General features: G+C 26.2%; 10 protein-coding genes. 8 read left to right on the forward strand and 2 right to left on the reverse strand.

What is annotated here, in order from left to right; genetic code table 11:
* The first annotated feature begins 357 nt into the window (after positions 1-357).
* Genes Q3223_RS15275 through panC form a run of 3 tightly spaced genes read left to right on the forward strand, consistent with a single transcriptional unit; the run spans position 358 to position 2959 of the window.
* On the forward strand, positions 358-1290 hold the full coding sequence (locus Q3223_RS15275; protein WP_407812193.1) for a Rossmann-like and DUF2520 domain-containing protein: 933 nt from the start codon (positions 358-360) through the stop codon (positions 1288-1290).
* Positions 1265-2092, forward strand: a complete 828-nt coding sequence (gene panB / locus Q3223_RS15280) for a 3-methyl-2-oxobutanoate hydroxymethyltransferase (protein ID WP_074179000.1) — start codon at positions 1265-1267, stop codon at positions 2090-2092. The genes Q3223_RS15275 and panB overlap by 26 nt, the downstream gene beginning before the upstream one ends.
* Before the next feature lie 18 nt (positions 2093-2110).
* A complete protein-coding gene (gene panC, locus Q3223_RS15285) occupies positions 2111-2959 on the forward strand; it encodes a pantoate--beta-alanine ligase (RefSeq protein WP_227832488.1) in 849 nt (282 codons plus the stop codon).
* Positions 2960-3167: 208 nt separating this feature from the next.
* On the opposite strand, the gene Q3223_RS15290 is transcribed toward panC, so the two are convergent.
* Positions 3168-3464 (reverse strand): YciI family protein, encoded by a 297-nt coding sequence (locus Q3223_RS15290; protein ID WP_054270003.1) that lies wholly within the window; start codon positions 3462-3464, stop codon positions 3168-3170.
* A 422-nt stretch (positions 3465-3886) separates the two neighbouring features.
* Here Q3223_RS15290 and Q3223_RS15295 point away from each other — a divergent pair, with 422 nt between their 5' ends.
* Together Q3223_RS15295 and Q3223_RS15300 are read left to right on the forward strand one after the other, a co-directional pair.
* A complete protein-coding gene (locus Q3223_RS15295; protein WP_054270002.1) occupies positions 3887-4366 on the forward strand; it encodes a C-GCAxxG-C-C family protein in 480 nt (159 codons plus the stop codon).
* Between the two features lie 652 nt (positions 4367-5018).
* Positions 5019-6524, forward strand: coding sequence for an ABC transporter substrate-binding protein (locus Q3223_RS15300; protein WP_074178996.1), 1506 nt, complete (start codon positions 5019-5021; stop codon positions 6522-6524).
* Positions 6525-6679: 155 nt separating this feature from the next.
* Here Q3223_RS15300 and Q3223_RS15305 read toward each other — a convergent pair whose 3' ends face one another.
* Positions 6680-8593 carry a diguanylate cyclase domain-containing protein gene (locus Q3223_RS15305; RefSeq protein WP_231300658.1) on the reverse strand — a complete coding sequence of 638 codons (1914 nt, stop codon included), beginning with the start codon at positions 8591-8593 and terminating at the stop codon, positions 6680-6682.
* 1319 nt (positions 8594-9912) lie between these two features.
* On the opposite strand from Q3223_RS15305, the gene Q3223_RS15310 reads away from it, so the two are divergent.
* The 3 genes from Q3223_RS15310 to Q3223_RS15320 all read left to right on the forward strand — a co-directional run bounded on the left by Q3223_RS15310 (position 9913) and on the right by Q3223_RS15320 (position 13513).
* Positions 9913-10827: a DUF2935 domain-containing protein gene (locus Q3223_RS15310; protein WP_219673512.1), complete on the forward strand. Its 915-nt coding sequence runs from the start codon at positions 9913-9915 to the stop codon at positions 10825-10827.
* 320 nt (positions 10828-11147) lie between these two features.
* Complete coding sequence (locus Q3223_RS15315; RefSeq protein WP_407812159.1) at positions 11148-11795, forward strand: lactate utilization protein; 648 nt, start codon at positions 11148-11150, stop codon at positions 11793-11795.
* 392 nt (positions 11796-12187) lie between these two features.
* Positions 12188-13513, forward strand: coding sequence for an MATE family efflux transporter (locus Q3223_RS15320; protein ID WP_054269997.1), 1326 nt, complete (start codon positions 12188-12190; stop codon positions 13511-13513).
* Positions 13514-13576: the final 63 nt, after the last annotated feature.

Consider the following 13576-nt stretch of genomic DNA (forward strand, 5'->3'; position numbering starts at 1 on the left):
AATAAATATCATAATTTTTTTACTTATATTTTATTTTATTAAAATAATTCATCTTTCATATACATTATATAAATGTCTTTATTTTATTATTTTTACAAGGGTATTATTTTAATAATTTTCAAAGTCAACTACACCTCCATCAAAATAATACAACATAAATAAAAGTATATTTACTCAACTTTTATTTAATTATTTGTCAATCTTTCATTTAAATGGTAAAATATCCATGGATGGTATCTTGTTATGAGAACTATACTTTAAATGTTTTTAATTATTTTGTCTTATGTAACTCATATCTTCATGAATGAGATTGGAAATTAAGATGTTGTATCACAAAGTGGAGGTGGTACTATTAAAATAGGATTTATTGGTTCCGGAAAAGTTGGTACATCTTTGGCAAATTATTTTTTGTCAAAGGCTTATTATGTAACAGGTTTTTATGGAAGAAATCAATTATCTTTACTAGAATCAACAAATTTAACAAAAACAAAAATTTACAGTAACTTGAAAGACATTATTGATGAAAACGATATATTATTTATTACAACATCAGATGATTCTATTGAAATTATAGACAAAAAACTTTCCAAATTTAATTTAAAACATAAATATATTTGCCACACAAGTGGCTCTTTAAAATCTAGTATATTGTTCTGTTCAAAAAAAGCAGGTGCATTAATTTATTCTATCCATCCTATATTTGCATTTTCCAATAAAAATACTGATATAAAAAAAATGAAAGACATTTGTTTTTCCATAGAAGGTGATAATGAAAAAGATGATTTATTTATTCAAGATTTTATAAATAGCTTGGGTAATCAATTCTTTATAAGAGATAAAAATACTTCATCCACTTATCATTTAGCTAATGTTTTAGTTTCAAATTTAGTGTTATCTTTACTAAATGTAGGTGTAAATTACTTTATCAAATTGGGTTTATCTGAGGAAGAAGCTTTAAAAGCTATAAATCCTTTAGTCAAAATAAATATAGAAAATATACTTGATAATGGATTTTCTAAAGCCCTTACTGGACCTATTGTCCGTGGGGATATAACACCAATAAAAAAACATTTATCAGCATTAGATGAGAAAGATGAAGATATTTATAAAATTCTATCCTTAAATCTACTAAAAATAATAGCCTTGGAAAATGAAGATTCATTAAAATGTACAAAAAGTATTTCTACAGAAAACGCAGTTGAAAATTTAATAAGTAAATCTGAAAAATACAAAGAGATTTACAAAATTTTAGGAGGAAAAAACGATGAAAAATACTATACTGACTTTTAAAAATGCTAAAAGTAAAGGAAAAAAGTTATCTATGCTTACTGCTTATGATTATTCAATGGCAAAACTAATGGATGAATGTAATATAAATGGTATTTTAATAGGAGATTCATTAGGAATGGTCATAAAAGGTGAAGAAAACACTCTATCTGTTACTATAGATGAAATTATATATCATACAAAAGCTGTGAAAAATGGTGTGAAAAATGCCTTAATAGTAAGTGATATGCCATTTCTATCTTACCATATTTCTATCGAAGATGCCGTGAAAAATGCTGGTAGACTTGTAAAAGAAGGCGGGGCACATGCGGTAAAATTAGAAGGAGGTTCAAACGTTATAGAACAAATAAAGAGCATTGTAAATGCTCAAATACCTGTAATGGGTCATTTAGGACTAACACCTCAATCTGTAAATTCATTTGGCGGATTTAAAGTTCAAGGAAATACTAGTGAAACAGCAAAACAACTTATTGAGGACGCTAAATCAATAGAAAAAGCAGGAGCATTCTCTATTGTGCTTGAAGGCGTTCCTGCTAAAATAGCTGAGATGGTAACTAATTCTATTTCAATTCCTACAATAGGGATAGGAGCAGGAATTAATTGTGATGGTCAAATTTTAGTTTATCAAGATATGTTGGGTATGTTTGGAGATTTTGTACCTAAATTTGTAAAACAATATGCAAATATAGGAGATATAATGAAAGATTCAATTAAAAATTACATACTAGAAGTTGAAACTGGTGCATTTCCACAAGAAAAACATAGCTTTTCAATAAATGAATCTGAATTAGAAAAATTATACTAAGATTAAGGATGGTACAAAATGCTTATAAAGGAAATAGAATCACTAAGAAATGTAATTAAAGATTGGAAAAAATCTGGCTATTCTATAGGGCTTGTTCCTACCATGGGATTTTTACATGAAGGACATCAAAGCCTTATTAAAAAAGCTGTAAAAGAAAATGATAAAGTAGTAGTTAGTGTATTTGTAAATCCAACTCAATTTGGACCTAATGAAGATTTTAATAGCTACCCAAGAGATATAGAAAAAGATTTTAAATACTGTATGGATAGTGGTGCATCAGTAGTTTTTAATCCTTCATCAGAAGAAATGTATTTAAAAGGCAACTGTACTACCATAAGTGTATCTGGACTTACAGATTTTCTTTGTGGTTCTAAGAGACCAGTTCATTTTGGAGGTGTCTGCCTGGTTGTTTCAAAATTTCTAAATATAGTAACTCCTGATAAAGCTTATTTTGGAGAAAAAGATGCTCAACAATTAGCAGTAATTAAAAGGATGGTCAAGGATTTGAATATAGATACAGAGATAATAGGCTGTCCTATAGTTCGTGAAAAGGATGGTTTAGCAAAAAGCTCGAGAAATACATATCTTTCAAAAAAAGAAAGAAAATCAGCTTTGATTTTAAATAAAAGTCTGAATCTCGTAAAAAAAGAGTTAATGAATGGAACTTTAGACGTAAAAAAATTAGAAAATTTAATAATATCTACCATAAACGCTGAACCCTTAGCAAAAATAGATTATGTTGAAATTGTAGACAGTAATACATTACAACCAGTTAAAGAAATAGAAGATTCTATACTTGTGGCAATTGCTGTATTTATAGGAAAAACTAGATTAATTGACAATTTTACATTTGAATTAAACATATAAACATGCTATTACAAAATATTTTGTTATAAAATTCTACTTATTAAAATAGGTAAGAAGTATATTATATAAGATACTCCTTACCTATTTCTAATTATTCATTAATTCAAGTAATAATTTTCATTATAGTTTTTTTATTTTGTGACGAAAGAAAAGGTTTAAAAACATTAACGTCTACTAAATATTTTTTAGTTTGACACAATAAACATCTTTAATCATCAAACCACTCAGCAGATGATTTATTGAAATAATGGGGCGAAAACTCTATGACTTTGTAATCTTGCACACCAAAAGTTTTAAGAGGTTCATTAAATAAATACTCTTCCAATTTTTCAATTGATTCTGACTTCATAATAAACAATCCTCCACTCATATCTGTTTTAAGTGTAGACATCAAGATTAAGCCATCATCTATCGCTTTTTGAGTATAAGACATGTGCTTTTTCATAATTTTTTCATCAATTAAATTTGAATCTTTTATAATGCCTTCAATAACAAAATATTTCATACTCTACATTACTCCTTTATCCTATATTGAATCAATACTTTATTATTAGTATGGGTTTACTTAAAAAATAAATACCCTTTATTTTCTATTGTCTCTATGACATTATTCAATACATTCATTACAATTCCCTCTTAAATCTTCAACCACAGTCCATTGAAAAACAATTACTCATAGATTATAATATAAACTACAAATGTGCATGATACTTAACATTCAATATATTATATAATAATTGTTTCAATTTCTAGTGAAAATACCATATATCTGTAAAATATGTACTGGTTACATTCATAATGTAGTTTTTGATTTTTACAGAACAAGTGATACATTGTCTGAAAATACTCATTGCATTTCACAATATAAAAAATAAGTTATTATTAATTAAGAGATTAATTTATTATATATAAGGAGGATAAAAAATTATGAATAGTGGTGTAGTAAAATCTGAGAAAAGTATAAATTTAGAAAAAGTAAGAGTTACAGCAGAACAATATTATCGTAATGGTGACTTTTATTGTTCAGAAGCAGTCGTTAAAGTTATAAAAGATGAGTTTGAATTGGATATAACAGATGAAATTATATCTATGGCATCAGGATTTCCTGTTGGAATAGGAGGATCAGGGTGTACATGTGGAGCTATAACTGGTGGCATAATGGCTTTAGGATTATTCTTTGGTAGAAGTGAAGCTAAAGATGAAAAAGTAAATAAAGCTATGGAACTATCAAAAGAATTGCATGATTTTTTTAAAGGAAAAAATAATTCTTTATGTTGTAGAATTCTTACAAAAGGAATGACACTTGGAACAAAGGAACATATGGACCAATGTATATTATTTACAGGTCAAGTTGCTGAGGAAACAGCAAGAATAATTTGTAGAGAGCTAAATTATAAACTTAAATAACTTATTTTCTTAAATTCAACATATGATATGTAAGAATGTTTTTGACTATTAGGATTTTCAATAAGAATATCATATGAATTGTGACATTGTTTCAAAAATAAAATACAGTCTCTTGATGATTTAATAATATAAATAAACAAAATTACTAGTATTTTACATAAATAATAATTATCCATTATTAAGTGTGAAATAAGGTGTCTCAAAATAAGCTTTTTAGTCCATGAGGCACTCTTTTTTATATGAAAGCAAATATATTTTCATCATTTCAGGAATAAAAATAGGCCTATCTCCATTTTGATTCGACCTCTTTAACTTTATAGATTAAAATCTTCTTAAATTACTAATTCTTCTTTAAGCTTACTTATTGTTAGTGCTATTAATTAATTCTATTAATTAAAAAAATATGGTTGACAGACTAGTAATTTATTATTTTTAAAGAAAAAATATGGTTATAAAAAGACAATTATAAATATAGTTTTGTCTAACATAAAATAGCTAAAATTCTTAACAATTAAAAGTAACTTGATATAAAGAAAACTCTACCATAAACTTTCTTATTAATACTAATTTGTATTGTATGATTTTCTAATAAATTTTGATATAATAAATTTTAAGATTAAGTAGTTATAACTAAGACGAGGGAGATAAAAATATGTACAAAAATTTGAAATTATTAATTATTGCTTTACTTACATTGGCATTATTTACTGGTTGTAGCTCTGGTAAAAATGAAACATCAGAAGAAAAACCAATTCAAATTGCTTTAACACAAGATATGTTATCGTTTGATCCAATGATGACTTCTGACATTTTCTCAGAAGCTATTCTCAGAAATATATACACAACATTGTACGATTTTGATGATAATCTGCAATTAAGAAAATTACTTGTTAAAAGTGAAAAAAGGATAGATGATTATACTTGGAAATTTGAAATTCAAGATAATGTTAAATTTCATGATGGTTCTTCTTTGACAGCAGAAGATGTTGTATTTAGTATTCAACGTGCTATGCTTGGAGGAAGAACACAAAAGGCTCTTGAAATTTTAGAAAGTGTAAAAAAAATAAATGATACTACATTTGAAATTGTTACAAATGAACCTTACTCTGAATTACCTTCATTATTTGCCAAAGCAGAAACCTCTATAGTTTCAAAAAATGTAGTTGAATCTAAGGGATATGATTTTTCCAAACCAATTGGTTGTGGCCCATTTAAACTTATTGAAAGAATAGAAAATAAAAAAATCTCATTAGAGCGATTTGATGATTATTATTTGGAAAAGGCAAAATCTAAATATCTCAATTTTTTAGTTATTGTTACAGAGCAAGATAGAACTACAGCTCTGTTAGATGGAGATGTTGATATATTATTTAGTGTTTCTGCATATGATTGTGACAAATTGAAATTATCTGACAATGTTACATTATTACAATCTCCTTCATCCAAAATTGAGTATTTATCACTTAACACAAAGTTTCCACCTTTTGATAATCAAAAAATACGTTTAGCTATGAGTTATGCAATCGATAGACAAAAAATTACTGATAGTATATATCATGGCTACAGTATACCTTCTGTAAGTTTAATACCTAAAGGTATTATGGGATATAAAGAACCTGAAATTACATATAATCCAGAAGAAGCAAAACGATTATTAAAAGAATCTGGCTATGAAAATACGTTAGAATTAAATGTAATAACCATCAATACAATCAGAAAAAATACATTAGAACTTATTAAATTAGATTTAGCTAAAGTAGGTATTAAATTAAATTATAATTTAGTTACTATGCAGGAAGCTGCAAATATGATGAATGAGGGTAAACATGAATCTATTCTAGTTGGTTGGGCATTTAATAATGATCCAAATGGTGTGCTTCCAGTTTTATTGGGAACTAATAGTGGTAAGACTCAAAATTCAAGTAATTACAGTAATCCTGTAGTAGATAAATTGCTAGCAGATGCTCGAAAAGAAGATGATAAAAAAAAGAAACAAGATATATATGAAAAAGTAAATTCTATAGTCACTCAAGATTCCCCTATTATCATATTACAAAATCCAATGGTATTAAGTGCTGCCTTAAATGATATAAAAGGAATCCATATAAATCCTCAAGGATTAATTCAATACAATTCAATTTATCGTGAGTCAAAGTAATTATAGGATATGTTTCTATAGTATCAAATTTCTCATACCATTCTTCAACACATAGTTCATTATATATCGATTGGAACTTTAGCCCAGACTGATTTAATCTAGTCTGGGCAGTATATGTAGCATACATTTTAATTTTTGATTTTTCTAAATATAATTTATTTGATGCTTGCCTTTAATTGTCGCTTTACTCGATACATAGATTCATCTGCCTGTTTTAATAATTCTTCAAATGTTGATGTTGAATCACTATCCCATGTTGCTTTTCCTACACTAGCAGAAATAATAAATTGTTCTTCTTCATATTCATATTTATAAATTAGTTTTTCTTCAATCTTTGACTTTATGTCAGTTAAATCATTTTCTGAAGTAATAGGAAGCAAAACTATAAACTCATCCCCACCTAATCTTGAAACAATTCCGTAATCCTTAACAATTGATAATAAATCATTTCCTATCTGAATAAGAAGCCTGTCTCCTTCACTATGTCCAAAGCAATCATTTACCAACTTGAAATAATTCATATCTGCAAATAAAATTCCATACATTTTACTTCTGTTATTTTCTAAACCATCATGAACATAATCCATAAGTCCAAGTCTATTATATAACCCTGTTAAAGAATCTCTCCTAGCTTGTTTATTCGATTCAATTTCTTGCTTTTTAAATCCACTAATATCACGTAACTGTATAAATAAACGAGAAAGTCTACTATCCTCATATAAAGGTACAATAACTACATGAAACCATCTTTGATTCAAATGTGAAGTATAGACTTCTACCTCAACTGATGTTGCAAGGTGTTTATCCCTCATATTTTCAAAAATGCTACGTAATTTGTTTTCATCTTCTTTACAAAAGCATTTTACAAAATTTTCTATAACACAATCATTTTCATCTAATTCAATTCTATTCAACAATTCAGTAAAATTTTCTTTATTACTATAAATCTTTTGTTCCTTTACATCGATATCAATATTAATATCTCTCATATCATTTGATTGATATAACTGATAAATCCCCTTAAAGTTGTGCTGAGCTAATGATACCGTATTCATCAACTCAAAAAATTTCTTTCTTAGATACTTTGTTTCGTAATATCCTGCATTCTTTTCATTATCCAAAATCTCTCTATCTAAATTATTCTGATATTCATCCATAACTTTGATTAAACTTATTATTGGTTTAACTACTCTATTTGTAAAATAAAATGCCAACAAAATATCTGCAATAAATATAAATGTAATGATTATAATATAAATATAAATAAATTGATTTGTAAAATTATAAATTAAACTATCCTCCACTAGAATTACTAAATACCAAGGAGTATTATGAATTGATTTATAATATCCAAAGGTATTTTCTTCTCCTATTTTTGACTCAATTTGTCCAAAAGAATTCTTCGAAAAGTCATCTTCAATCTTAATGATTTGATTATCTTCACTATGATAATAACCTTTATAATTAATAGTTTCACCATTCTTTCTACAAATATAAGTTGCAGTATCACTTATATCGTAATAACTGCTAATAATTTTAAATATAAAAGATTCATTGTAAACTGAAATCATGCTTCCTATATATTCACCATTAATCCAGACTGGAGTCAAAATTCCCAAACTATATGAATTTTGTGATAGATTAAATTCTAACACTTTTTGTTTTTCATCTTCTATTTTATTTGGTACCTGATTATAAATCTTATCAACTATTATTTTTTCACCTGTACTGTAAACCAATTTATTATCCTTATCTATCATGATACTAGCCATAATTTTATCTTCAGTAATATCTAGATAGGAGGTAAAAGCTTCTATTAAATACTCTTTGTTTTTATTTTCATTATATTTATTCAACGTTTTTTTAGCAAAACTACTATTATAAATTATATCTGACTCAATTGTTTGAGATATATAATCTCCTTGTACATTTATACTTTCATTTAAATTATTTGCATAAGTTTTTTTTGATAGTTCAAAACCACTTTTATATAATAAAACTGAAACAATCATAATAGGTATTAATGTTAATACAATAAAAGCTAATCTGAGTGCATTTTTTAGTTTCATATATTTTATCATTCCTTTCACTTTGGTCAAGCACAAACATGTATAAAAATGTTGTTCTTCTCTAATCTTTATTTTATAATCCTTGTATGGAATATTATTATTCTATAAATTACAGGAATTATTTTCACACCCAAATAGATATACCCTCAACGTTTCAAGTACAAAAAAGTGGGGCATTAAACTTGGGTTCTTTATTATTTTGTACTAAGCCATGTTTATTTAGCTAAAGGATGATAGTTATTGTTTCCATTCCTATTTATTTTAGGATAACGATGCCTATTATAAAACTTACTTATCCCCTCTATTGTGGCCTTGACGTATACTAAAATTTTACAGTTGCAACTGTCATCATCACTAATTATACTGAAATTTCTGAATATATCCAAAAATCTTTTTCAACTACCAATTCTAGTATTCCAGTTTTCCTCCAAAAATTTTTCAATAATTTCGTTAACTTATTCATTATTATTTAGATTAACTCATGTTAAAATACTATTGTATTTATTTTTAATAATTTACATACTACTAACAATAAAATAGCTTATAAACCCTAATTACACTCAACCTAAAACCATATTAGATAATAAAAATATTTTTTATATCTTAAAATCGATTTTATCTTTCAATTTTTATCTCCACTTGTTTTTAGTAATTTATACAATGAATTTATTGTTGTTTCAAAGTTAAATATATTATAGCAAATTCTATGTAAAATGTCATAAATTAATTACTCCAATAATTTTTTTATAACATAATAATCTAATTATATCTAATATATTATTCTTTTTGAAGTTTTACCCATAATTTAGTAAACTCACACTTTTATTATTTTTTATAGTGTAATTAGTATAAAATATTTTTTAAAGAATAATACTTTCTCATTCCTTAATTAATTAGAGTTTTAAACAAAAAATATATAATTCACTTAAAATCTAAGTATAAATTTATTAAAAGGAAAAACAAGTAACCTAAATCCTCTTTTTTTACAACTTAAAATTGAATCATTATATACTTTAATATTTACTTGCCTCATTATTATAAGTAATATACTGATACCTACTAAACAACTAAATTGTATGCCCAATAAATCTTTAAATCTTTTTTCAAAAAAACAGATAACAAAAATTATTATATAGTTGTCTTTATGTTTATTTATAAAATACTTCTTTTGATTATTTTTGCCTAAATAACAGTCCTTTAAATACTATAGCTTAGTGAAAAGCAGTTCTAAAATTTAGTTAATTTATCCCTAATATACATAAATTTAAATATTAGGAATAAAGTATTATAAGTAAGATACTTTCTAAAGGGAGGAAATTATGATAGATAATCAAAAGTATGCTATTTTATCACTAGAATTACATTTATTTTTTGCAAGAATTATGAAAGAACATTCTCTTTTTCTAGAGGCAGGATTTACACATAAAGATTATAATCTTGCTATGGAAGCTGACCACTATAAAAAACAATTTGAAGATTTATTATCATATGCTGTTAGTGCTAGTAATGGTATAATTAGACCTGATATATTATATTCAGAAGAGATTGTAACTACTCTTACATTGAATGCAGAACAAAAAACTGAAGAACTTACAGGAATAGAAATAAATCAAAACTTAACTACAAGAGAATTGAACCTACAAAGTGGTGTAAACCCACAGGTTGGTCAAGATTTAGTAGACTATGTAACTCAGCTTAACTCTGATGCAATAAGATTACTTGATGGACTTATTAATTTAAAAGAAAGGGTTTTAGATGGAGTACTATCATGCACCTTATTCACTTCAAACTATCCATTACTTATTGAACATATAATACATGAAGCAAACTTGTATCGTTCCTATGTAATTGACCTTGAAAATAAAGTAGATATTGATTTAAAAAATTTCAAAGAAATAGAATTATTCTGGGACCATATTATGATGGAACACGCACTATTTATGAGAGGATTACTCGACCCATCTGAAAGCGAACTAATAAATACTGCAAATGAATTTGCTATAAAATTCAATGAATTAATTGAAAAAACAAATGAAATGACTGATACTGATGTAGCAAGTATTACAGATGAAACATTAAATGAAACTGTTGAATTTAAGGATTTTAAAGAAGCAGGTACCTCAGGAATAGAAGAATGTAAGATAAGGTCTATAATATTACCACTTTTAGCAGACCATGTATTAAGAGAAGCCAACCACTATATTAGAATATTGGAAAGTTATAAAAATATGTAATTATAATTTCTTTTAATCTCTATCTATTTAACCAAAATAAAGGTACACATAAATCGTACCTTTATTTTTTTATATTCTATATAATTCAAATCATTTATTTATGAAAAACTAATCATCTATAATTAATAACTCTATTTTTGATAAATATAAACCTAAAAATATCAATAAATATATTTTTATAAGTATATATATGTAATGATTTATTAAAATTTTGATAGTAAATATTATCCTAAATAAATATTTATGTTATAACTATATTATAACTACATTAATAATTTGTGGTTATAATCTTAAAATTTAAATATGGGAGTGATTTTAGTATGATAAGACAAACACCATTGGAAAAACGATATGATAAGTTAGGACCAAATATCATTAAATCTCTTAAAAAACGTTATTTTGATGCTTATTACTGTAAAACTAAGAATGATGCTTTACAACAAATTTTAGATTTGATTCCTCAAAATCATGTAGTATCATGGGGAGGCTCTGAAACGCTTAAAGAAATGGGAGTACAAACTGCTGTTAGAGACAAAGGATTCAAAGTCATCGATAGAGATTTAGCAAAGACTCCAGAAGAAAGAATAGAAATTATGCGTCAAGCACTTCTATGTGATACTTTTTTGATGAGTAGTAATGCAATTAGTGAAGATGGACAACTCTTCAATATTGATGGAAATGGAAATCGTGTAGCCGCAATGATATATGGTCCAAAAAGTGTTATAGTTGTAGCTGGTATGAATAAAATTGTTAAAAATATTGATGATGCAGTTCAAAGAGCTAGAACAATTGCTGCTCCAGCAGTTGTACAACGTTTTCAAAATGTAAACACTCCTTGTTATATCAATGGAAGTTGTATGGATTGTACAAGCCCTGAAAGTTGTTGCGCATATATGGTAACTACAAGAATAAGTCGTCCAGCAAACAAAATAAAGGTAATATTGGTAGGAGAAAATCTAGGTCTATAAAATATACATATATTTAATCAACTCTATAAAGAACTAAATTAAATAACTTACTCATATAAGTGGTAGAATAAAATTCTTTCATAAAACTTTCATTCTACCACAAGAAGCTAGCAAAGAATTTGGTTTTTATAATTATCTCTAAATTTTACAATCTCTAATATAATATTAAGTTCTTTTTTATTTGCAAAATCAATATCTTTCATAATTGAGTTTTATTAATATAGTATAGTTATTCTTATTAATACAAGTTCATCAATTGTCAAATACAAATTCATTTCTATATAGCTCTCCGTTGATTTAGAGCCACTTATCGTATAAACAAAGTTTTTCTTGACTATATAGTTACTATATAGCTTATTATATATAGAGAGTAATAAAAGGAGGTAAAATTTATGGAAAATTTATTTACAAGAAAATTCACTACTTTTGAATTTCTAAAATTTGTTTCTCCTGCAATTATATCCATGATATTTATATCTTTATACACAATAATAGATGGTATCTTCGTATCAACATTAGTTGGTTCAGATGCTCTTGCTAGTATAAATATTGTACTACCTATAATCAACCTTGTTTGTGGATTTGGAATAATGATGGCAACTGGAGGAGGAGCTATAGTTTCTATACGTATGGGCGAAAATAGGCAAGATGAGGCCAACTCTACATTTTCTTTTATAGTTTTGTTTTCATTGATTGTTGGGGTTTTATTCACAGTAATCTCTTATTTTTTTGTAAAAGAAATATCTATTTTACTTGGAGCAACAGATAAATTACTACCCTATTGCATAACTTATGGTAAAGTTATGATTTTATGTACACCATTTTATATTTTAAAGTTTATATTTGAATACTTTATAAGAACTGATGGAAACTCCAAATTTAGTTTATTTCTATCAGTCATTGGTGGTGTAACAAATATAATATTAGACTATGTATTTATCAAATGTTTTGGAATGGGCCTTTTAGGCGCTGCAGTTGCAACTGCTATAGGTATTATTTTTACTTGCATTTTAGGTATTATTTACTTCTTATCAAGTAAGTCTACACTAAAACTGAGAAAGCCAAAAACTGATTTTAGACTTATAAGAGATACTATGATAAATGGTTCTTCTGAAATGGTTACAGAGTTATCTACAGGAATTACAACCTTCTTATTTAACATAGTTGCCTTAAGAATAGCAGGAGAAAATGGACTTGCAGCTCTTACTATAGTCTTGTATGCTCATTTTTTAATGACATCAGTTTATCTAGGATTTGCTGCTGGAGTATCTCCATTGATAAGTTATAATTTTGGTGCTGAAAATAGTGATAAATTAAAAGAAACATTTAAACATTCTTTAAAATTCATATTTGTTTCATCTATTTTAGTGTTTATTGTTGCTTTAGTTTTCGCACCACTTATTGTTAAAGTTTTTGTAAGTCCAAGTAACGAAGTATTTGACTTAGCTTTACACGGATTAAAAATATTTGCCTTTGCTTTTTTATTTGTTGGTATAAATATATTTGCGTCAGGTTTTTTTACAGCATTTCACAATGGAAAAATTTCAGCTATTATATCTTTTAGTCGTGCCTTTGTTTTTATAATCATAGGAATCGTAATTCTTCCTCCTATGTTGAACTTAACTGGATTATGGCTTACTGTCCCATTTGCTGAAATTCTAACCATATTTATATCTATTCCACTTATAAAAAAATATAAAAGTAGATATAACTATTAATAATATATACTTATTAAAATAAATGAACCTACCTTAAAATACAAATTTATAAATTTGATTTTA

Source organism: Clostridioides sp. GD02367 (assembly GCF_045900275.1).
Classification (GTDB): domain Bacteria; phylum Bacillota; class Clostridia; order Peptostreptococcales; family Peptostreptococcaceae; genus Clostridioides; species Clostridioides difficile_A.